This window comes from Bradyrhizobium oropedii (genome assembly GCF_020889685.1).
Lineage (GTDB): Bacteria > Pseudomonadota > Alphaproteobacteria > Rhizobiales > Xanthobacteraceae > Bradyrhizobium > Bradyrhizobium oropedii.
Genome location: NZ_JACMYO010000108.1, coordinates 1 through 21,188, shown reverse-complemented (window position 1 = coordinate 21,188; position 21,188 = coordinate 1). Strand labels below are relative to the sequence as shown.

The window sequence follows — 21,188 nt, the reverse complement described above, 5'->3', positions numbered from 1 at the left end:
GTACGTCACATCGCAAGACCTCCTTCTCTTGAAGGCGGGTCTCAAAGGACCGGAACCGGATTCGTGCATTTTCCTCGCTCGCTGTTGCGCCCGTCACTGAAATCGATTCTGGCCGTCGCGATGCTCGTCATCGCAGCGCCCCAGATGGCGCGGGCCGAAGCGCTGCTGGTGGTCGAGGCCGATTCCGGAAAGGTGCTGCAGGCCGACAATGCGACGATGCCGTGGTATCCGGCTTCGCTCAGCAAGCTGATGACGGCCTATGTGACGCTGAAGGCAGTCAAGGACGGGCGCATGTCGCTCGACACGCTGCTCACGGTGTCGCCGACCGCGTCGTCGCAATCGCCGTCGAAGATGGGCTTCCGGCCCGGCACCCAGGTCACCGTCGACAATGCGCTGAAGATGATGCTGGTGAAATCGGCCAACGACATGGCCGTGGTGCTGGCCGAGGGCGTCGGCGGTTCGATCGACGGCTTTGCCGGGATGATGAACCAGACCGCGCAAAAGCTCGGCATGACGCAGACGAGCTACGTCAATCCGAACGGCCTGCCCGCCGACGGCCAGATCACCTCGGCGCGCGACATGGCGATCCTCGCCCGCGCCATCATCCGCGACCTGCCGGAATACGAGTATTTCGTCCACATCCCCTCGATCCGCTTCGGCCGCCGCATCACCCAGAACTTCAACAAGCTGATCGGCCGCTATCCCGGCGCCGACGGCTTCAAGACCGGCTTCATCTGCGCCTCCGGCTACAATCTCGTGGCGTCGGCGACGCGCGACGGCAAGCGGCTGATCGCCGTGGTGCTCGGCGCCTCGTCGGGCCGGATGCGCGCGATCCGCGCCGCGCAGCTCCTGGATCGCGGCTTTGCCAATAACGGGCTGGCGTGGCTGCGGCCCTCGCTCGGCACCGTCGACAATCTGGTGCCGATCGATTCCACGCCGCCGAACCTGCGCGAGGAGATGTGCGGCGCCAAGCACAAGCGGCCCGCCAGCGACGAGGACGGCGAAGACACCATCGCCAGCGCCGGGGGCTCCGGCACCAACGGCGACAGCGGCGTGAGCTTCTTCGCTTCGGGCCTGCAGGCCGCAATGCCGACAAAGCCGGCCGACATGCTGGCACAGCCGGCGGCGGCGTCCGAACCGGTCGTGGTTTATACGGGCCCGACCAAGACCGGCGCTGCGTTGATCGCCGCGGTCGATGCCGACACCGAGAAGACGCAGCCGGTCAAGCGCGCCAAGGGCAAGCACGGCCGGGTCGTAGGCAAGAAGCCGGATACGGCAGACGACGTGAAGGCTGGCACCAAGAGCGCCGCCAAGTCCGACAGCAAGTCAGACAGCAAGCCGGCGGCCAAGCCCGTGCGCCACGCCAACGCCAAGCCGGATGCCGCAGCTGCGAAGCCGGCCGGCAAGCCGGCGGCGGCAAAGCCTGCTGCGAAGCCGAAAGCTGCCGACAAGCCGAAAGCCGACGCCAAGCCGGCCGGCTAGCGGCGCGTCACCCCCTCCGATCTCCCAATGCGTCGATAGCGCGCAGCGGCTTGCCATTGGCCGCGGCATCGCTCAATACTGCCCGAAATACCGCGACCAAGAATAATACGACCGAGGGTCGAGAAACCCGGAAGCAATCCGGGACATCAGCCAAATTTGAGAGAGGGAAAGACCATTATGGAGCGCATCTGGCTCAAGCATTATCCGGCCGGCGTGCCCGCCGATATCGACGTCACGCAGTATTCGTCGCTGGTCGAATTGCTGGAAGAGAGCTTCAAGAAATTCGCCGATCGCAAGGCGTTCATCTGCATGGACAAGGCGATCACCTATCGCGAGCTCGACGAGATGTCGGCGGCGCTCGGCGCCTATCTGCAGAGCAAGGGCCTGCAAAAGGGCGCGCGGGTCGCGCTGATGATGCCGAACGTTCTGCAATATCCGGTCGCGACCGCCGCCGTGCTGCGCGCCGGCTATGCCGTGGTCAACGTCAATCCGCTCTACACCCCGCGCGAGCTCGAGCACCAGCTCAAGGATTCCGGCGCGGAGGCGATCATCGTGCTGGAGAACTTTGCCACCACCGTGCAGAAGGTGCTGCCGAACACCGCCGTGAAGCAGGTGATCGTCGGCAGCATGGGCGATCTGCTCGGCCTCAAGGGCGTGATCGTCAACCTGGTGGTGCGCCGGGTGAAGAAGATGGTGCCGGCCTGGTCGATATCAGGCGCGGTCTCGTTCAACGAGGCGCTGTCGGCCGGCCGCTCCGCCAGGCTCAACAAGCCGAAGCTGACGCTCGATGACGTCGCCTTCCTGCAATATACCGGCGGCACCACCGGCGTCTCCAAGGGCGCGACCCTGCTCCATCGCAACATCCTGGCCAACGTGCTGCAGAACGATGCCTGGCTTCAGCCGGCGCTGGCGAAGCCGCCGATCGTCGAACAGATGGTCATCGTCTGTGCACTGCCGCTCTATCACGTCTTCGCGCTCACCGCGTGCTATCTGCTCGGCATGCGGGCCGGCGGCACCAATCTGCTGATTCCGAATCCGCGCGACATGGCGGGCTTCGTCAAGGAACTGTCGAAGTACCAGGTCAGCTTCTTTCCGGCGGTCAACACCCTCTACAATGGCCTGCTGAACACGCCCGGCTTCGACAAGCTCGACTTCTCCAAGCTGAAGATCGCCAACGGCGGCGGCATGGCAACGCAAAGGTCCGTCGCCGAGAAATGGTTGAAGGTCACTGGCATCTCATTGTCGGAAGGCTATGGCCTGTCGGAGACGTCGCCGACCCTGACCTGCAATCCCGCCACGATCGAGGAGTTCTCCGGGACGATCGGCCTTCCGGTCCCGTCGACCTGGCTCTCGATCCGCGACGACGACGGCAATGAGTTGCCGCTCGGCGAAGCCGGCGAGATCTGCGCCAAGGGTCCGCAGGTGATGTCAGGTTACTGGAACAGGCCGGACGAGACCGCGCGCGTGATGACCGCGGACGGCTACTTCCGCACCGGCGACATCGGTGTGATGGACGAGAAGGGCTATACCAAGATCGTCGACCGCAAGAAGGACATGATCCTGGTCTCGGGCTTCAACGTCTATCCGAACGAGATCGAGGAAGTGATCGCGAGCCATCCCGGCGTGCTCGAATGCGCCGTGATCGGCGTGCCCGACGCGAAGTCCGGCGAGGCGGTCAAGGCCTTCGTGGTCAAGAAGGACCCGAACGTCACCGCCGAGGACATCATCAAGTTCAGCGCCACCCAGCTCACCGCCTACAAGGTGCCGAAGCAGATCGAGTTCAGGACCGATTTGCCGAAGACCAATGTCGGCAAGATCCTGCGCCGCGAGCTGCGCGACGAGAAAAAGGCTGCGGCTTAACAACCGACAGGCGGGCGTTGGACGGACATGACTCACGCCCGCATCGCGACGCCTGCCGACGTCATCGCGTTCTGGCGCGACGCCGGCCGCGACCGTTGGTACAAGCGCGACGACGCCTTCGATGCCGAGATCCGCAGCCGCTTCCTCGCCACCTGGCAGAAGGCGGCGGCCGGCGAATTGTCGTCATGGGAGGCGAGCGACGACGGCGCGCTGGCGCTGACCATCGTGCTCGATCAGTTTCCGCGCAACCTGTTTCGCGGCGACGCCAGGACCTTTTCCAGCGATGCGCTGGCGCGTGACGTGGCAAGGCGCGCCATCGACCGTGGCGTCGATGCGCGGACCGACCCGGTGCTGCGGGAATTCCTCTATCTGCCGTTCGAGCATTCAGAGAACCTCGACGACCAGCAGCGTTGCGTGACGCTGTTCGGGCAATATGACTGCCATCCCGACAATTTGAAATACGCCGAGGACCACGCCGACATCATCCGCCGGTTCGGCCGCTTCCCGCACCGTAACCAGGTCCTGGGCCGGGAAACGACCGCCGAGGAGCGGGCCTTCCTCGAAGCCGGCGGGTTTTCCGGCTGATGACGGAACGGTGACTGGAGCCTTTTCCGTTCCGATTGCATCGGAACGGGCTCCAGATTCTTGTTTTGACGCGTTTTCTTCACGCGAACCGGTACCCACTTCGCTCGAAAACGCTCTAACCTCCGGCATTGCCGTTCCCGCAGCAGGTCGTATTGTGCCGTCCAACCGCCGGGTCTAAAGCAATTCCGCTTCACCGAGGGAGAACGACGATGACGATCAATGTTGGCGACAAGCTGCCGGAAACCAAGTTTCGCGTGATGACCGCCGAGGGGCCGCAGGTCAAAACCACCGACGACATTTTCAAGGGCAAGAAGGTCGCCCTGTTCGCGGTGCCCGGCGCCTATACCGGCACCTGCCACAAGATGCATCTGCCGAGCATCTTCCTCAACGCCTACGCCATGAAGAACAAGGGCGTCGACACCATCGCGATCGTCTCGGTCAACGACGCCTTCGTGATGAATGCCTGGAAGCGCGACACCGACCAGCGCGACGAGGCCATCTTCCTCGCTGACGGCAACGCCGACTTCGCCAAGGCGATCGGCATGGAGCTCGACGCGTCCGGCAACGGCCTCGGCATCCGCTCCCACCGCTACTCGATGCTGGTCGAGGACGGCGTGGTGAAGAAGCTCAACAAGGAGCCGGCTCCGGGCAAGGTCGAGGTTTCCGGCGGCGACACGCTGCTCGGTCAGCTCTGATTAACTGCGGCTTCTTCCCTTCTCCCCTTGTGGGAGAAGGTGGCGCGGATGCAATCCGCGCCGGATGGGGGGTCTCCATCCGCGGAGAAAGACCCCTCACCCGTCCGCGATGCTACGCATCGCGTCCACCCTCTCCCACAAGGGGAGAGGGTCAACCGCCGAGTTTTCAAAAATCGGATGGGTGGAGCGCCGTGTTGCCATAGGGCACTGGCTCGCGCGCCTAGCCCTTCAACCTCGCCATCGCCACGCCCTCGCGCGCCAGCTCATCGGCGCGTTCGTTCTCGGCGTGGCCGGCATGGCCCTTGATCCAGTGCCAGCGCACCTCGTGCGGCTTCAGCGCGGCGTCGAGGCGCTGCCACAGTTCGACATTCTTGACCGGCTTCTTGTCGGCGGTGCGCCAGCCGTTGCGCTTCCAGCCATGGATCCAGCCGGTGATGCCCTGGCGGACGTACTGGCTGTCGGTGGTGAGGTCGACCACGCAGGGCTTCTTCAGGGCTTCCAGCGCCGAGATCGCCGCCATCAGCTCCATGCGGTTGTTGGTGGTGTGCCCCTCGCCGCCCTTCAATTCCTTCTCGACGTCGCCGAATCTCAGGATCGCGCCCCAGCCGCCCGGTCCCGGATTTCCGGAGCAGGCACCATCGGTGAAGACGATCACATGCGGCTTGTCGCTCACGCCGCGCATCCTGCCGGCGTGATGCCGTAGTCGTTGAGGCTAGCGACATTCTGCTGGAAGCGAAGCTTGCGGACGTATTCCAGCGGGTCCTTCGGCTGCACCAGCGCGCCTTCCGGCACGTTGAGGAAATCAACCAGGCGCGTCAGCAGGAAGCGCATCGATGCGCCCCGCGCGAGCAGCGGCAGCGCGGCCTCTTCCGCCGCCGACAATGGCCGCTCGCGCCCATAGGCCTTGAGCAGCGCGCGCGCCTTGGTGACGTTGAAGGAATGATCCGGCTCGAAGCACCAGGCGTTGAGGCAGATCGCGACGTCATAGGCCAGGATGTCGTTGCAGGCGAACGGGAAGTCGATCAGGCCCGACAGTCTGTCGCCGAGAAAGAAGACGTTGTCGGGAAACAGGTCGGCATGGATCACGCCGACCGGCAGATCCGATGGCCACGAGGCCTCGAGATGATCGAGCTCGCGCGCAATGAAGTCGTGCAATCCGGCCTGCACGCTGTCGGCTCGCGCGGCGGCGAGAGCAAACAGCGGCCGCCAGCCGGAGACCGACAACGGGTTCTTGCGGACCAGCGGAAAGTCGGCACCCGCGAGATGCATTTTCGCCAGCGCCTCGCCGACACCCGAGCAGTGCGCCACGTTCGGCCGCCGCGGCCACACGCCCTCGAGGAAGTTGATGATCGCGGCCGGCCGGTCGGCGAGCCGGCTGGTGACCGCGCCCTTGCGGTTGCGCGCCGGCTGCGGGCACGACACGCCGCGCTCGGCGAGATGCGCCATCAGCGACAGGAAATACGGCAGGTCGTCTTCCGCCACGCGCTTTTCATAGAGCGTGAGGATGTAGGCGCCCTGGCTGGTGTGCAGCAGGAAGTTCGAATTCTCGACGCCCTCGGCGATGCCCTTGTAGGAGAGCAATTCGCCGATGTCGTAGCTTTTGAGGAATTCCGCGAGGTCTTCGGCGGCAACGTCGGTGTAAACCGCCATATGGTCTATTCCGCCGCGGCAGCGTCAGGCCGCAGCGAACGCGGCAGCGGGAAGAACTCGTTCTCTTCCGCGGCCGAGACCGTCTCCACGTGCAGTTCGTAACGCTCGGCGAAGGCGCCCATGATCTCCTCGACGATCACTTCCGGCGCCGAGGCGCCCGCGGTGATGCCGAGGCTCCTGATGCCTTCAAAGCGATCCCAGTCGATATCGCTGGCCCGCTGGGCCAGAACGGCAATCGGGCAGCCCTCGCGCTCGGCAACCTCGCGCAGGCGCTGCGAGTTCGACGAGTTCGGCGCGCCGACCACGATCAGGGCATCGACCACCGGCGCCACCTTCTTCACCGCAAGCTGGCGGTTGGTGGTGGCGTAGCAGATGTCTTCCTTGTGCGGACCGTTGACGTTCGGGAAGCGCTCCTTGAGCAGCGCCACGATCTCCGCGGTGTCGTCGATCGACAGCGTGGTCTGGGTCACGAAGGCGAGGTTGTTCGGGTCCTTCGGAGTGAAGGTCTTGGCGTCCTCGGCGGTCTCGATCAGCGTCACGGCGCCAGCCGGCAGCTGGCCGACGGTGCCGACCACCTCGGGGTGGTGGGAGTGCCCGATCAGGAGGATCTCGCGGCCGCGCTTGAAATGGATCGAGGCCTCGCGGTGGACCTTGGTCACCAGCGGGCAGGTCGCGTCCAGCGAGAAGAAATTGCGGGATTTGGCCTCGGCCGGAACCGATTTGGGAACGCCGTGGGCCGAAAACACCACCGGCGCGTTGGTATCGTCGGGGATTTCGGCCAATTCCTCGACGAAAATGGCGCCTTTGGTCTTCAGGCTGTCCACCACGTACTTGTTATGGACGATCTCGTGCCGGACATAGACCGGGGCACCATAAATGGTGAGCGCGCGCTCCACCGTGTCGATGGCGCGGACCACCCCGGCGCAAAAGCCGCGGGGGGAACAAAGCACGATTCTAAGATCGGGTTTTTTCGCTGACATCAGGCTGTCTCGGGGCAATCTCGGGACCGAATCACCCCTCGCCGGCGGGCAGGGAACGGCCAGTTAAGGTAAGGACTTGGGACTGCTTTCGGGCGCTGTCAAGGCGATTTTGCTGGCCCATTGCGCCATTCCCCCCTGAGGGCTTATATAGGCCCCATAATTCCCGTCATCGCCGATGACTACCAGCTTCGCCTCGACAGAGGTGGGCGAAGCACAAAGGAGATTTGCCATGAGCAACGCACCGCTGATGCCGAAGGCGACTGCCGTGTGGTTGGTCGATAATACCGCCCTGACGTTCGATCAGGTGGCCGATTTTACCAAGATGCACCCCCTCGAGGTCCGCGCCATCGCCGATGGCGACGCGGCCCAGGGCATCAAGGGCATGGACCCGATTTCGAACGGCCAGCTGACCCGCGAGGAGATCGAGCGCGGCGAGCGCGACCAGAACTACCGCCTCAGGCTCCAGGAGAGCAAGGTGGTGCTGCCCACCGCCGCCAAGAAGAAGGGCCCGCGCTACACCCCGGTGTCGCGCCGCCATGAGCGGCCGAGCGCGATCCTCTGGCTGGTGCGCAACCATCCGGAGCTGAAGGACGCCCAGATCATGCGGCTGGTCGGCACCACCAAGACCACGATCGCGAGCGTGCGCGACCGCACCCACTGGAATGCCTCGACCCTGACCCCGATGGATCCGGTGACGCTCGGCCTGTGCTCGCAGATCGAGCTCGATTTCGAGGTACAGCGCGCCGCCAAGGAGAAGCCGACCACGACGGTCTACGGCGGCGCCACGCTGCTGCCGGCCTCCGAGACCACGCGCAAGGACGAGGACGATCAGCCGATCGAGAAGCACGACGATCTCAACGTCGATGCCGTGTTCGCCAAGCTGAAGACGATCGGCGGCAAGAAGCACGACGACGAGGAAGAGTAAGCGTGGCCTAAGCAACGCGAAGACCGGAATACAGAACGCGGCGGGACAACCCGCCGCGTTTTTGTTTGGGAGCACGGGTAGGCCTGATCCCGCGGGCGGCGCGCCGGTAGCGGCTTTCGCTTACCCGAACGTGAAGCGCCGGTGGGCGAAGTCGAGCAGGGGACGTTCGAAATATCGATAGCTCAGGGCGCACAGCCCGAACGTCAACGCGAGCGCGCCGAACGTCAGCGAGATGCCGGCGAGGCTCCCGACCGTTCTCGGTTGATGGAGCACGGCAAACAGCAGGTACGCGATGACATGGTGGGTGAGATACGCCGCGTAGGACGTCTTGGCGAAGAAGCTCGCGACCGAGCTGCGCAGCAGCGCGAGTTTTGGCGAGCCGCGATTTTCCAGAACGACGAACAGCAGCGAGCCGAAGAAGATCTCGACCTGGGTGTGTGACAACGCCACCGACCAGCGCTTCCACCCGAACAGCCACAGCAGGGGAAGCGAAAGACTAGACCATTTCAGGATGTCGGCGACGCGTCTGGAGACCTCGGCATCCGGCTTGCGATAGAGACGCCACCAGGCGATCAGCGCGCCGATCGCCAGCGAATCGAACCTGAATTGCGGGAGCACATACCAGCCGTAAGGGTCCGGCAGCGGGCTATCGATCAGGCGCCCGATCGGGCAGATCAGGATTGGCACGAGCAGGATCGCGAACAGCCGCTCGGGCGGAATGTTCCGGACCAGCAGCGGAAACAGCAGATAGAATTGCTCTTCGATCGCGAGCGACCAGGTGACGGCCAGCCAGTACGCGCCATCGGTCTGGGCCTTCGCCATTCCGAAATTCTGCAAGCCGAAGAGATACAGCCAGCCGGGAACGCCCCTGGTATCGAACAAGTGCGGGCTTAGCGAAAAATACCAGCCGATCAGAGCGACACCGCACATCAAATAGTAGAGCGGCCAGATGCGAAACGCACGCCTGCCGTAGAAGGCCGAGTAATATCGCTCGGCCGCGCGGTGTCGCAGAAGGATATCCGTGATGAGATAGCCGGACAGAATGAAGAAGAGATCGACGCCGAAGCGGCCGACATGCAGCAGCTTCCACGGCCAGGCCTGCGGACCGTCCGGCGTGCCGAAATAGTGCCAGATGACGACGATCAACAGCGCGATCGCGCGCAGCCCGTCGAGCTCTCCGATCCTGTCACGTTTCAACGCGAGCTCGCCTTCCACAAGCACAGGATCAGGTCTCATCCAAAACAGGGGCTCATTTTCGTATGCGGCGAGCCGATACCTTGCAGGAATTGGGCTCGGCGGCGGTCACGCATACCCTATCGGCCGGGCAATAACCACGGCGCCTAGTGCACGTCCGGATGGTTCATCATGTATTCGCCGAGATCGCGCTGCCGGCGGTCGGAGCGGACTTCGGCATTCTGGCGCTGAACGTCGCGATCCTTGCGGCAGGCGACATATTCCGGCGAGCCGACCGCAGCCCTGGCCTGACAATACTGATTGTCATCGCCCATGCTCTCGGCGATCGGTGACCGCCCGCGTTCGAGGCAGCCGGCCAGGAGCGGCAGTGCAAGCAGCAATGCAAGGGGCGCGCGTGCGGAAATGGATCGCATCCGTGGGTCCGTATCTCGTGGCCTGTTGGAAGGCCGGGATGCCCCGGTAATCCATCAAAATCAAGGCCATTTTGCTTCCGAATGCGCAGGTCTTGTTCCGCGCGTGGCGACCTCAGGCGCGGGAAGTGCCAGCGCTCCCTCGCCCCGCCCTTGCGGGGAGAGGGTTGGGGTGAGGGGCCGCCTCCACAAAATGAATGCAGCGTGTGTGCGGAGACTCCCCCTCACCCGGATCGCATTACCATGCGATCCGGCCTCTCCCCGCAGGCGGGGCGACAAGAGCTACGCCTTCCCCTTCAGCGCCTCGCCGATTTCGTCGAGCACTTTCGGGTCCTCGATCGTCGCCGGCATGGTCCAGGGCTCGCCGTCGGCGATCTTCTTGATGGTGCCGCGCAGGATCTTGCCCGAGCGGGTCTTCGGCAGCCGCGCCACCGTGATCGCGAGCTTGAACGCGGCGACCGGCCCGAGCTTCTCGCGCACCAGCGCCACGACCTCCTTCTCGACCTGATCGGGCGCCTTGGTGACGCCGGCCTTCAGCACCAGGAAGCCGCAGGGCACCTCACCCTTGATCGCATCCTTGACGCCGAGCACGGCGCATTCGGCAACGTCGGGATGCGAGGCCAGGATCTCCTCCATGCCGCCGGTGGAGAGCCGGTGGCCGGCGACATTGATGATGTCGTCGGTGCGACCCATCACCCAGACATAGCCGTCCTCATCCTTGTAGCCGGCGTCCGAGGTCTTGTAGTAGCCGGGGAATTCCGAGAGATATGCGTCGCGGAAGCGATCGTCCTGCTGCCACAGCGTCGGCAGGCAGGCCGGCGGCATCGGCAGCTTGATCACGATCGAGCCCATGGTGCCCGCGGGGACCGGCTTGGCCGCCTCGTCGACGATGTCGACCTGATAACCTGGCATCGGCACCGTCGGCGAACCGTGCTTGACCGGCAGCATGCCCAAGCCCACCGGATTGCCGGCGATGCACCAGCCGGTCTCGGTCTGCCACCAGTGATCGATGACCGGCACCTTGAGCTGCTGCTCGGCCCACTCCACCGTCGGCGGATCGGCGCGCTCGCCGGCGAGAAACAGGGTGCGGAAGCGCGAGAGGTCGTAACTCCGAAGCAGCTTGCCTTCCGGGTCTTCCTTCTTGATGGCGCGGAACGCGGTCGGCGCGGTGAAGAAGGCGACCGCCTTGTGCTCCGAGATCACGCGCCAGAACGCGCCGGCATCGGGCGTGCCGACCGGCTTGCCCTCATACATGATCGTGGTCGCGCCATGGATCAGCGGGCCATAGACGATGTAGGAGTGGCCGACCACCCAGCCGATGTCTGAGCCGCACCACCAGATCTCGCCGGGCTTCACGCCATAGAGATTTTCCATCGACCATTTCAGTGCGACGAGATGCCCGCCATTGTCGCGCACCACGCCCTTCGGGATTCCGGTCGTGCCCGAAGTGTAGAGGATGTAGAGCGGATCGGTCGCGAGCACAGGCACGCAAGGCGCGGCCTTGCCGGCGTCGAGCGCGGCGCGGCGCAGGGTCGCCCAGTCGTGATCGCGGCCCGCGGTGAGCTCGCAAGCCTGCTGCGGCCGCTGCAGGATGATGCAGGTCTCGGGCTTGGTGCCGGCGAGGCGGATCGCCTCATCGAGCAGCGGCTTGTACTGCACGATGCGCCCGGGCTCGAGGCCGCAGCTCGCCGAGAAGATCAGCTTCGGCTTGGCGTCGTCGATGCGGGTCGCGAGCTCCTTGGCCGCGAAGCCGCCGAACACCACGCTGTGCACCGCGCCGATCCGCGCGCAGGCGAGCATCGCGACCACGGCTTCGGGCACCATCGGCATATAGAGGATGACGCGATCGCCCTTGGTGACGCCGAAATCCTGCATGATCGCGGCGAGCGCCTGCACTTCCTTCAGCAGCTCGGAATAGGTGAATTTGGTGGTCGTGTTGCCGAGCGGGGAATCGTGGATCAGCGCGACCTGGTCGGCGCGGCCGCCGGCGACATGGCGATCGAGCGCGTTGTAGCAGGTGTTGACCACGGCACCGGCGAACCAGCGTCCATAGGCGCCCGTCGCAGGATCGTAAATCTTCTTGGCCGGCTCGATCCAGTCGATCTCGCGCGCCGCTTCCGCCCAAAAACCCTCGGGGTCTCGAAGCGAGCGGGCATGCACCTCATGATACCGGCCCTGCTGGATGTTCATCGCGTTTCTCCCTCGCGCGGTCGCGCGTCATTTGCCGACCATTGTCACGGGAAGCGGCCACGTTTCAAGCCGAAATGACCGCGACCTTCGGCCGGGTCGCCCCATAGCGTTTTCGAGCGAAGCGGGCACCGGTTCGCGTGAAGAAAACGCGTCAAAACAAGAATCTAGGGCTTCGTTCCGATTCAATCGAAACGAAGTCTAGTAGCCGTCGGCCCCGTTGATCCGCTGCAGCCGCTCGCGCATCGCCTTTTGCAGGTCGTAACCCGGCTTGCCGAATTCGGCATTGCGGCGGGCGATGAAGTCATCCTGCGCATGCTGGAGCTCGCGCGCCTGGCGCGGGTCCTTTGCCTCGCGGACGGTTCGAAAGGTCGATGCGCCGATCTCGCGATCGAGATCGGCAAGCGCGGGATCGGCGCAGATCGCCTTCTCCACCGGCCGGCGCGCCTTGCGGCAATCGAAGCTCGGCTTGCCGGCGACCGCCATCAAGGCGCCGATCCGCTCCAGTTCCAGCGACAGCGATTTGTAGTTGGCCTTGGCGGCGGCGTGATCGGGGTTGAGCTTGACGGCGGTGCCGAAATCCATGATCGCCTTCGGCCGGTCGCCCTTGCGGCGCCACAGCTCGCCGCGCGTATTGTGTACATCGGCAAGCGACGGATCGAGCTTGAGCACGGTGTCGTAGTCGGCGATCGCGCGGTCGATCATCTGTTTGCGGTCATATGCGCCCGCCCGCGCCGTCAGGGCCTTGATGCGATCCGGCCTCGCCGCCTTCTCATTGTCGATCAGCGCGCCGCAGATCTCGATGGTCTTGTCGTCGTCGGCTGCCGCCGCCGCGGCCATGCAGGGCCCGGCATCGGCCTGCACGTCCTTGCCAGGCTCGCTGCTCGCCGCATGCGCACGGCCTGATGGCAGTGCGACCGACAGGCAAACGCACAGCAATGCCGGGATCAGATTGAAGGCTGGATTGAAGGTCAGATTGGCACAGTTGCGTCGCATTCCATTCACCGACAAGACATCCCTCTCCTGCGCCAGAACCGCCGGCTCGGATTTCCGGCAGTGCCATTTGCCGCAAAACCACACGCTGGATTATACGTCAATTGCGACGATCGGCTGCACTTGGGACTGCACTTGGGGCCGCACTTGTAGCCGCACTTTTGGGGGTTCGCCTTGCTCACTTTCGAATGGATCATCGGCCTGTTGCTCGCAGCGGTGGCGCTGTCGGCGCTGGCGCGGCGGATCAAGGTGCCCTACCCGACCTTCCTTGCGCTCGGCGGCGTGCTGCTGACCCTGCTGCCGTGGGCCCCGACCTGGGCACTGGAACCGAAACTGGCGCTGGCGCTGTTCGTGGCACCAGTGCTGCTCGATGCCGCCTACGACACCTCGCTGCGCGACCTCCGCAACAACTGGCTGCCGGTCTCGACGCTGGTGGTGGTCGCGGTCGGCGTCACGACGGCCGCGGTCGCCGTGGTCGCGCACTGGCTGCGCCCCGACATGCCTTGGCCGGTCGCGATCGCGCTCGGTGCCATCGTGGCCCCGCCCGACGCGGCCGCCGCCACCGCGATCCTGCGCCAGGTCAACCTGCCGTACCGGATCCAGAAGATCCTCGAAGGCGAAAGCCTGCTCAACGATGCCACTTCGCTGTTGATCTATCGCGTCGCGGTCGGCCTCGTCGCCGCCGAGCACATGAAGATCCGCGAGTTCGTGCCGTCGATCACGGTCGCGCTGGTCGGCAGCCTCGCCGCCGGCTACCTGTTCGCACGGGTCTGGATGATGATCACCCGCCGCATCACCGAGGCGCCGAGCGCGATCATCACGCAATTCGGCGGCACCTTCATGGTGTGGATCGTCGCCGAGCACCTCGGGCTGTCCGGCATCCTGACCATCATCGCCTATGCGATCACCATCGCCCGCACCGCGCCGGCCCGCACCTCGGCGCGGCTGCGCGTGTCGTCCTATGCGGTGTGGGAAACCGTCGTGTTGGTCCTCAACGTGCTCGCCTTCATGCTGATCGGCCTGCAATTGCGCCCGATCTGGTCCGAGCTCGACGACGAGGTGCGCTGGAAATATTGCAGCTTTGCCGCCGCGATCCTCGCCGTCGTGATCCTTGCCCGCATCCTCTGGGTGATGCCCTACGGCGCCCTGCTGCGCACGCTGAAGGCGCGCAATTGGCTGCCCACCCATGTGGTGGAGGCCGTGCCGACCTTGAAGCGCGGCTTCATCGTGTCGTGGTGCGGCATGCGCGGCATCGTTACGCTTGCGGCCGCGTTTGCGCTGCCTGAGTATTTTCCATATCGCGACCTGATCCTGCTGACCGCGTTTGCCGTGGTGCTGGGTTCGCTCGTGATCCAGGGGCTGACATTGCGGCCGCTGATCCTGGCGTTGAATTTCGATGACGACGATCCGGTCGGGCGCGAGGCGGCCCATGCCCGCGGCGTGGTCTTTCGCGCAGCGCTCGAGGAGATCGACGCCGACCCATCGGAGGAAGCCGAGATCCTCCGGCTCGAATACCGTGCCGTGCTGCTGCGCGCCGAGAACGACCCGGATGGCGGCCTGACCTCACGCGAGCTGCCGTCGGATCCGATACGCCGCCGCGCCATCGCGGCTGCGCGTCAGGCGCTGCTCAATCTACGTCGCACCGAGACCATCGGCGACGACGCATTCCATCTGGTCGAGGAAGAGCTCGACCGCGCCGAGCTCAGCGTCGAGGCGTAGTCAGCGCGCCGTCATTGCGAGCGCAGCGAAGCAATCCATCCTTCCGCGCATGCGAGACCATGGATTGCTTCGTCGCTATGCTCCTCGCAATGACGGAGTGCGGCGTTGGGCCGCGCCACATGTTCGACGTCGCCCCTGCACAGGAACGACCGCGGTGTGCGTTGGGTCTCTCGATTCACATTCCACAGGCAGCAGCGCTTCAGCTACCCGACTTGGAGGTGATGCCGCCGTCAACCACGAGCTCGATGCCGGTGACATATTTCGATTCGTCCGAGGCGAGGAACAGCGCGGCATTGGCGACGTCCCAGGCGTCGCCCATATGCCCCATCGGCACCTGCGCGTCGCGGGCGCGCCACATCGCTTCGACATCGCCCTTGGCGTAGCTCTGCGCCAGCCCCGCCGAATGCGCCACCATCGGCGTCTTCATCAACCCGGGCAGGATCGCGTTGACGCGCACATGCTTCGAAGCGAACTCGACCGCGGTCGAGCGCGTCATCTGGTTCATCGCCGCCTTGCTGGCATTGTAGCTGACATAGGAAATGCCGACATGGCGGATCGAGGCGATCGAGGAGATGTTGATGATCGAACCGCCGCCCTGCTTGATCATGACCGGAATGACGTGCTTCATCGAGAGATAGGCGCTCTTGAGGTTGACCGCGAAGACGCGGTCCCAGTCGGCTTCCGCCACTTCCACCACGCTGCCGACCTCAGCGATGCCGACATTGTTGTCGAGCACGTCGATACGGCCATAGGCCTTCAGGCAGGCCGCGACCATCGCCTCGACCTCGCTGGCGCGCGAGACATCGGCAGTGAATGCGGCCGCCTTGCCGCCCTCCTCGGTGATGATCTTGACCGTCTCCTCAGCCGCCGCGCCGTTGCGATCGACGCAGAACACGCTGGCGCCCTCGCGCGCGAAGGTCACGGCGGTCGCCTTGCCATTGCCCCAGCCGGGCCCGATCGAGCCCGCGCCGACCACCATCGCAACCTTGCCCTTGAGCCGATCCATCGCCTGTTCTCCCGTTTGTTGTTCTTGCAGCCTGACGTAGTCCGTAGCCCGGATGAAGCGAAGCGCAATCCGGGAACACTGGCCCCGGATTACGCTGGCGCTCCATCCGGGCTATGGAGCTACGGATCCTCGCAAACACTCATCGTCGTGACATTAGCACCGATCGGAGGTCCGAAAATCTCCGATAGCGTCTGGCAGCTTCCCGCGTGGCACAGGTGCCATTCACCCGCCGCGCCGGAATTGCCGAGCACGACCTCGGGCCTTGGCACCGGCGTCGGCGACCATTGAAACCAGCCGCCAACGAGGCGCGCTTCCGGCGGCGGCTCCATGCCGGCGCCAGTGCCCTTGATGCGCGCCTGCTGCAGCGTCAGGCCGGCCGGCGTGACCAGCCAGTCTTCCTGCCAGGCGGTCTTCTCGATCGAATGCGTCCAGGCGAGCGTGAAGGCTGCGATCGACAGCGTCTTCACGACACCCGCGGATGCAAGGCAGAGGCTCAAGCCGCCGCCACCGCGTTGCGCGGACGCTGCCGCCATTGCCAAAGCACGACAGCGGCCGCGAGCGTGAATCCCGCCGTATCCGAGAACTGGAAATCGCCGAGCAGGCAGAGCGCGGCGCCGAAGGCGACCACGATCTCGATCAAGGTCAGCCGCGTGAACAGGAAGCCGATCGCGACGATGCCGAACAGGGCGATCGCCACCAGCGCCTTGAAGGTCGCGAGCGCCACCGCGCCGTAGAAGCCGAGTTGCGCCTGCATCGGATCGCCGGCCTGCAGCATCAACGCCGGCGAATAGACGAAGATGAAGGGGATGACGTAGCCGGCGAGCGCGATCCGCATCGCCTCCCAGCCGATCTTGTCCGGGTTCTCCTTGGCGATCGGCGCCGCCGCCAATGCTGCGAGCGCGACCGGCGGCGAGAGGTCGGCCATGATGCCGTAGTAGAACGCAAACATGTGGCTTGCGATCAGCGGCACGCCGAGCTTGGCGAGCGCGGGGGCCGCCAGCGCCGCGGTGATGATGTAGGTCGGAATGGTCGGGATGCCGGTGCCGAGCAGGATCGACAGCAGCATCGTCATGATCAGCGCCAGGAACAGGCTCTTGGCGCCGAGCCCGATGATCCAGCTGCCGAAGATGGTGCCGACGCCGGTCTGCGTCATCATGCCGATGATGGTGCCGACGATGGCGCAGGCCATGCCGACAGTCAGCGCCGACTTGGCGCTGTCGGCGAGCGAGTCACGGCAGGCCCTCAGCGTGGCGCGGCCACCGCGCGTGATCGCCGCGATCACGATCAGCCCCGCGACGACGCAGGCGACCGGAACGATCTCGAGCCCGTGGCGTGACACCGCGGCAACCACCAGCGCAAGCCCGATCCAGAAGATGTAGCGCACGATCGTGTTGGAGAAGCCGAGCGTGATACTGGCGCCGAGGATCAGCGCGACCGTCAGTGCGAGCCCCATGCTGCCGGCATAGAGCGGCGTGAAGCCCTCGAACAGCATGTAGACCAAAGCCGCGAGCGGCAACACCAGATACCAGCGCGCCACCAGCGCCTTCCAGGCGCTCGGGATCTCCGAGCGCTTCATGCCGACGAGGCCATGCTTGCCGGCCTCCAGATGCACCATCCAGAACGCCGAGGCGAAATACAGGATCGCCGGAATCACCGCGGCCTTGACGATCTCCGAATAGGGTACGCCGAGCGTCTCCGCCATGATGAAGGCGACCGCGCCCATCACCGGCGGCATGATCTGGCCGCCCATCGAGGCGGTGGCCTCGACGCCCGCGGCGAAGGCGCGGCGGTAGCCGAACTTGATCATCAAGGGAATCGTGAACTGGCCGACGGTCACGACGTTGGCGACACCGGAGCCCGAGATTGTGCCCATCATGCCGGAGGCGAATACCGCGACCTTGGCCGGGCCGCCGCGGGTGCGCCCGAACAGGCCGAGCGAGACGTCGGTGAAGAGCTGGATCATGCCGGCGCGCTCGAGGAACGAGCCGAACAGGATGAACAGGAAGATGTAGGTCGCCGAGACGTAGATCGGCACGCCGTAGAAGCCTTCGGTGCCGAACGAGAGATGGGTGACGATCTGGTCGTAATCATAGCCGCGATGATTGAACGGCGACGGCAAATGCTGCCCGAAGAACCAGTAGAGCAGGCAGGCGCCGCACATCAGCGGCAGCGCCGCCCCCATCAGCCGCCGCGTGCCCTCGAAGATCAGGACCGCAAGCAGCGTGCCGACCGCGAGGTCCATGTTGGTCGGATCGCCGTCGCGGGCGATCAAATCGGCATAGAAGATCCACTGGTAGAGCCCACAGAGGAAGCCGGCGGCACCGACGATCCAGCTCACCGCACGGCCGAAATCGGTTTTCGCGGTGAAATTGCCGATCAGGCCGAAGGTCAAGAGGATCAGGAAGCCGACATGGACGCCGCGCACCACCTGGCTCGGCAGATAGTTGAAGGCTGCGACATAGAGCTGGAACACTGCGAAGGCGAGACCGATGGCATAGGCCAGATGTCCCCAGGCGCCGGGGCCAAAACCTTCCGGAAAGCCATGCTCGAAATTGTCGAATTCAACCTTGACGGGCTGTTCGCCCGCAACCTGCTGCTGCATTGAATGAAGTCCCCCGCCGTGCCCGCGGCGCTTATAGCCACCTAGCCATTCTTCCGAAAGCCACGCTGGGCAAAACCACCGCCGTCATTGCGAGCCACCCGGTCGGCGCGAAGCGCCGCCGGATGACAGGCTCCGCGAAGCAATCCATCCCTCGGCTCGTTGAGAGATGGATTGCTTCGTCGCTTCGCTCCTCGCAATGACGATGGTTGACTTGGCCGTCTCCTACTTGATCAGGCCCTTTTCCTTGTAATAGCGGATCGCGCCGGGATGCAGCGGCACCGGGCTGCCGGTCGCGGCGGCCGCGAGCTTGATCTCCTTGCCCGCGGCATGGGCATTGGCGAGCTCCGGCAGCGATTCGTAGACCAGCTTGGTCATCTGGTAGGCGAGATCGTCCGACACCGCGCTCGAGGTGACGAGGTAGTTCACCACCGCAGCGGTCGGCACATCCTTGTCCTGGCCGGTATAGGTGTTGGCCGGGATGATCACGGAGACGAAGGGCGGACCGATCTTGTCGACCGTCTCCTTCGGCACGGCGACCACGGTGATCTCGCTCGAGGTCGAGAGGTCCTTCAGCGAGGCAACGCCGAGGCCGGCGGATTGCAGCGTGGCGCTGAGCTGGCGGTTCTTCATCAGGTCGACCGATTCGGCGAACGGCAGATACTCGACCTTGCCGAGATCCTTGTAGCTCATGCCGGCGGCGGCGAGGATCGCGCGCGAGTTGAGCTCGGTGCCGGACTTCGGCGCGCGACCGACAGGCTCTTGCCCTTGAGATCGGCCAGCGTCTTGATGCCGCTTTCGGCGGTCGCGACGATCTGGATGTAATTCGGATAGATCGCGCCGATGGTGCGCAGCTTGTCGAGCTTGTTCTTGAAGCCGGCCTCGGCGTCGCCTTCCCAGGCGGCCTTCAGCGAATCGCCGAGCGTGAAGGCGATCTCGCCGCGGCCCTGCTGCAGCAGCACCAGATTCTCGACCGAGGCCTTGGTCGCCTGCACCTGGGTCTTCACGTCAGGGATCTTGTCGCCGTAGATCTTCCCGATCGCGACGCCGAGCGGATAGTAGACGCCCGAGGTGCCGCCGGTGAGCACGTTAATGAACTGCTGGGCCTGTGCGACGGGCGCGGCCAAAACACTGGCTGCCGCGATCGCGGCAGCCATCAACCTGGAATTCATGAGCATTATTCTCCCCTAAGCCGGGCCGGAAATTGGCCGCACGCCCCGCCGGGTCAACCCATCCAAATGACGCATGCCGGGCTAAAATCCCGAACAGCAGCATCACCTTACCAGCGCGGGAACTCTGCGCATGCGAGCGGGCCGAGATGCGCAATCCCGCGCGAGGTATGACTTGCAGCCGTCCGAAACGACGGCAGTCAAGCGCGCTTGATGCGTTGAACTTCTTCCTCGCGGACGTGCGGGACGGGCTTGGGCCCTATCTTGCGATCTGCCTCCTGACCGAACGGAAGTGGGACGAGGCCTCGATCGGCTCGGCGATGTCGATCACGGCCGCAGCCATCGATCACCAGGTCGCGCGGCTCCTGCGCGTTGATGCCGGAGACGCGACGCGTGGCATCGGTGACGTCACACACAACAGCATTGGCATCACAGAACCGATGATCCGCGATTCGCCGTCGACGACTCAGCGCATCGCTCGCGTGACGCGATCCGATGTCCGACAACGGTGCAATTTTGCGTCTGCATCGACACGACAACACAGTCATTAACGCCGTCTCTCGATGAAACACGCGCGCAAGGTTTCTGCCGACCTCCGAAGTCGGGCGCGATCGCGCTCATGAACGTCAGATGACGCATTTGTTGCACGTGCAAAGGCGGTGAGACGCAGCGATTCCTGCATCATTTGATTCGAATTGATTCCTTTAAGGTTAGCGAGGCAATCAATGTATGAGCCAGAAATTTCCATGATTGCCGCGGCTCTTGGATGTACGAGTCAAGCCGGGGTAATTACGGATAAGGCGGGGCATGAATCACATCAGCCACATCACACAGGCACGAGCCGGATGGTTCGGACATCGCAAGCTGACCCCGCGCGCATGCATTGCGGACAGCAAAAAGCACCTTCGGACCTTCCTCGCGGAGGCGCTGGAAGACCTCGGCTTCATCACCAGTGAATGCGGCCAGGCATTGGAACTCGACACCGTGCTGGACGCGGAACGGCCCGATCTTCTGGTGCTCGGCGTGTCCGTGGACGGCATCGAAGTCAGTAAAATTCTCGAGACTTTGGTGAGAAAGGACTATGCCGGCAAGGTCCTCGTCATCGGGCAACCGGACTCGATCATCGTCAAGGCCGTCCGGCAGATCGGCGATGAATACGGCATCGCCATGCTGCCGGCCCTGTCCACGCCGTTCAGCGCCGGAACGCTGCGTGACAGTCTTGCGTCATTGCTTCCGCTCGAACCCGCGCCGAGTCCGGCGGTGGACGTGCCCGAAGCGCTGAAGGCCGGCTGGCTCGAGCTATGGTATCAGCAGAAAATTCATCTCCGGACGCTGGTTCCGAGCGGCGCCGAAGCGCTGATCCGGATGCGCCATCCGGCATGGGGGGTGGTGCCGCCGGCCTACTTCATCCCCGATGAAGGCGATCCGCATTTTCATGCGCTATCGGAGTTCGTGATCGAGCGCGCGATCGAGGATTGGCGCTATCTCCTCGAGCAGATCGGACCGGTCAATCTCTCGATCAACCTGCCGATCTCGTTTCTTGCCGATGATGATGCGGTGCACGAGCTCTGTTACCGGATTCCGGATCATGCAGCCTTCGCCGGCCTGCTGATCGAGATCGACAGCACCGAGGTGATCGATAATCTGGACCTGGCGATCGATGTCGCCCGGCGCGTTCGCCTGCACAATATCGGCATCTCGATCGACAATGTCGGCGCGAACTGGCCGTCCTTG

At 64.4% G+C, this 21,188-nt stretch carries 17 protein-coding genes and 2 pseudogenes; 8 read left to right on the top strand and 11 right to left on the bottom strand.

The window, feature by feature from the left end:
• Positions 1-63 precede the first annotated feature (63 nt).
• From H8A95_RS26705 to H8A95_RS26690, 4 genes are all read left to right on the top strand, one after another.
• Complete coding sequence (locus H8A95_RS26705; RefSeq protein WP_229185915.1) at positions 64-1,482, top strand: D-alanyl-D-alanine carboxypeptidase family protein; 1,419 nt, start codon at positions 64-66, stop codon at positions 1,480-1,482.
• Between the two features lie 177 nt (positions 1,483-1,659).
• Positions 1,660-3,342, top strand: a complete 1,683-nt coding sequence (locus H8A95_RS26700; RefSeq protein ID WP_229185914.1) for a long-chain fatty acid--CoA ligase — start codon at positions 1,660-1,662, stop codon at positions 3,340-3,342.
• Between the two features lie 27 nt (positions 3,343-3,369).
• A complete protein-coding gene (locus H8A95_RS26695) occupies positions 3,370-3,927 on the top strand; it encodes a DUF924 family protein (RefSeq protein WP_229185913.1) in 558 nt (185 codons plus the stop codon).
• 209 nt (positions 3,928-4,136) lie between these two features.
• Positions 4,137-4,622 (top strand): peroxiredoxin, encoded by a 486-nt coding sequence (locus tag H8A95_RS26690; protein ID WP_229185912.1) that lies wholly within the window; start codon positions 4,137-4,139, stop codon positions 4,620-4,622.
• A gap of 220 nt (positions 4,623-4,842) precedes the next feature.
• Here the strand turns inward: H8A95_RS26690 and rnhA are convergent, their stop codons facing one another.
• From rnhA to ispH, 3 genes are read right to left on the bottom strand one after another with little or no spacing between them, the layout of a single operon-like run.
• Complete coding sequence (gene rnhA / locus H8A95_RS26685; protein ID WP_229185911.1) at positions 4,843-5,304, bottom strand: ribonuclease HI; 462 nt, start codon at positions 5,302-5,304, stop codon at positions 4,843-4,845.
• Positions 5,292-6,272, bottom strand: coding sequence for a homoserine kinase (locus tag H8A95_RS26680; protein ID WP_229185910.1), 981 nt, complete (start codon positions 6,270-6,272; stop codon positions 5,292-5,294). The genes rnhA and H8A95_RS26680 overlap by 13 nt, the downstream gene beginning before the upstream one ends.
• Before the next feature lie 5 nt (positions 6,273-6,277).
• Positions 6,278-7,252 carry a 4-hydroxy-3-methylbut-2-enyl diphosphate reductase gene (gene ispH / locus H8A95_RS26675; protein WP_229185909.1) on the bottom strand — a complete coding sequence of 325 codons (975 nt, stop codon included), beginning with the start codon at positions 7,250-7,252 and terminating at the stop codon, positions 6,278-6,280.
• 229 nt (positions 7,253-7,481) lie between these two features.
• Here ispH and H8A95_RS26670 point away from each other — a divergent pair, with 229 nt between their 5' ends.
• A complete protein-coding gene (locus H8A95_RS26670) occupies positions 7,482-8,177 on the top strand; it encodes a DUF1013 domain-containing protein (protein ID WP_163159705.1) in 696 nt (231 codons plus the stop codon).
• A gap of 120 nt (positions 8,178-8,297) precedes the next feature.
• Here the strand turns inward: H8A95_RS26670 and H8A95_RS26665 are convergent, their stop codons facing one another.
• From H8A95_RS26665 to H8A95_RS26650, 4 genes are all read right to left on the bottom strand, one after another.
• Complete coding sequence (locus tag H8A95_RS26665; protein ID WP_229185908.1) at positions 8,298-9,374, bottom strand: acyltransferase family protein; 1,077 nt, start codon at positions 9,372-9,374, stop codon at positions 8,298-8,300.
• A 143-nt stretch (positions 9,375-9,517) separates the two neighbouring features.
• Positions 9,518-9,784, bottom strand: a complete 267-nt coding sequence (locus tag H8A95_RS26660) for a hypothetical protein (protein WP_163159707.1) — start codon at positions 9,782-9,784, stop codon at positions 9,518-9,520.
• A 279-nt stretch (positions 9,785-10,063) separates the two neighbouring features.
• The gene (locus H8A95_RS26655; RefSeq protein WP_229185907.1) at positions 10,064-11,971 is read right to left on the bottom strand and encodes a propionyl-CoA synthetase; all 1,908 of its coding nucleotides are present in this window, start codon (positions 11,969-11,971) and stop codon (positions 10,064-10,066) included.
• Between the two features lie 198 nt (positions 11,972-12,169).
• Positions 12,170-12,964 (bottom strand): hypothetical protein, encoded by a 795-nt coding sequence (locus H8A95_RS26650; RefSeq protein ID WP_229185906.1) that lies wholly within the window; start codon positions 12,962-12,964, stop codon positions 12,170-12,172.
• A 171-nt stretch (positions 12,965-13,135) separates the two neighbouring features.
• On the opposite strand from H8A95_RS26650, the gene H8A95_RS26645 reads away from it, so the two are divergent.
• Positions 13,136-14,680: a cation:proton antiporter gene (locus H8A95_RS26645; RefSeq protein WP_229185905.1), complete on the top strand. Its 1,545-nt coding sequence runs from the start codon at positions 13,136-13,138 to the stop codon at positions 14,678-14,680.
• 199 nt (positions 14,681-14,879) lie between these two features.
• Here the strand turns inward: H8A95_RS26645 and H8A95_RS26640 are convergent, their stop codons facing one another.
• The 4 genes and pseudogenes from H8A95_RS26640 to H8A95_RS26625 all read right to left on the bottom strand — a co-directional run bounded on the left by H8A95_RS26640 (position 14,880) and on the right by H8A95_RS26625 (position 19,457).
• Complete coding sequence (locus H8A95_RS26640; RefSeq protein WP_229185904.1) at positions 14,880-15,686, bottom strand: SDR family NAD(P)-dependent oxidoreductase; 807 nt, start codon at positions 15,684-15,686, stop codon at positions 14,880-14,882.
• A gap of 119 nt (positions 15,687-15,805) precedes the next feature.
• On the bottom strand, positions 15,806-16,219 hold the full coding sequence (locus H8A95_RS26635; protein ID WP_229185903.1) for a DUF1850 domain-containing protein: 414 nt from the start codon (positions 16,217-16,219) through the stop codon (positions 15,806-15,808).
• Entirely contained in the window at positions 16,180-18,288 is a 2,109-nt protein-coding gene (locus tag H8A95_RS26630) for a TRAP transporter permease (protein ID WP_229185902.1), read from the bottom strand. Before H8A95_RS26630 ends, H8A95_RS26635 begins: the two co-directional genes overlap by 40 nt.
• A 222-nt stretch (positions 18,289-18,510) precedes the next feature.
• Positions 18,511-19,457: pseudogene (locus H8A95_RS26625) on the bottom strand (TAXI family TRAP transporter solute-binding subunit).
• 167 nt (positions 19,458-19,624) lie between these two features.
• On the opposite strand from H8A95_RS26625, the pseudogene H8A95_RS26620 reads away from it, so the two are divergent.
• Positions 19,625-19,849, top strand: a pseudogene (locus tag H8A95_RS26620) (MFS transporter); the annotation flags it as partial.
• A 412-nt stretch (positions 19,850-20,261) separates the two neighbouring features.
• The coding region (locus H8A95_RS26615) for an EAL domain-containing response regulator (RefSeq protein WP_229185901.1) at positions 20,262-21,188 on the top strand (927 nt) is incomplete at its 3' end.

Coding starts and splice junctions, on each gene's coding strand:
- H8A95_RS26700 (WP_229185914.1), top strand. CDS start 1,660: ATGGAGCGCATCTGGCTCAAGCATTATCCGGCCGGCGTGCCCGCCGAT.
- H8A95_RS26695 (WP_229185913.1), top strand. CDS start 3,370: ATGACTCACGCCCGCATCGCGACGCCTGCCGACGTCATCGCGTTCTGG.
- H8A95_RS26690 (WP_229185912.1), top strand. CDS start 4,137: ATGACGATCAATGTTGGCGACAAGCTGCCGGAAACCAAGTTTCGCGTG.
- rnhA (WP_229185911.1), bottom strand. CDS start 5,304: ATGCGCGGCGTGAGCGACAAGCCGCATGTGATCGTCTTCACCGATGGT.
- H8A95_RS26680 (WP_229185910.1), bottom strand. CDS start 6,272: ATGGCGGTTTACACCGACGTTGCCGCCGAAGACCTCGCGGAATTCCTC.
- ispH (WP_229185909.1), bottom strand. CDS start 7,252: ATGTCAGCGAAAAAACCCGATCTTAGAATCGTGCTTTGTTCCCCCCGC.
- H8A95_RS26670 (WP_163159705.1), top strand. CDS start 7,482: ATGAGCAACGCACCGCTGATGCCGAAGGCGACTGCCGTGTGGTTGGTC.
- H8A95_RS26660 (WP_163159707.1), bottom strand. CDS start 9,784: ATGCGATCCATTTCCGCACGCGCGCCCCTTGCATTGCTGCTTGCACTG.
- H8A95_RS26655 (WP_229185907.1), bottom strand. CDS start 11,971: ATGAACATCCAGCAGGGCCGGTATCATGAGGTGCATGCCCGCTCGCTT.
- H8A95_RS26650 (WP_229185906.1), bottom strand. CDS start 12,964: ATGCGACGCAACTGTGCCAATCTGACCTTCAATCCAGCCTTCAATCTG.
- H8A95_RS26640 (WP_229185904.1), bottom strand. CDS start 15,686: ATGGATCGGCTCAAGGGCAAGGTTGCGATGGTGGTCGGCGCGGGCTCG.
- H8A95_RS26635 (WP_229185903.1), bottom strand. CDS start 16,219: ATGGCGGCAGCGTCCGCGCAACGCGGTGGCGGCGGCTTGAGCCTCTGC.
- H8A95_RS26630 (WP_229185902.1), bottom strand. CDS start 18,288: ATGCAGCAGCAGGTTGCGGGCGAACAGCCCGTCAAGGTTGAATTCGAC.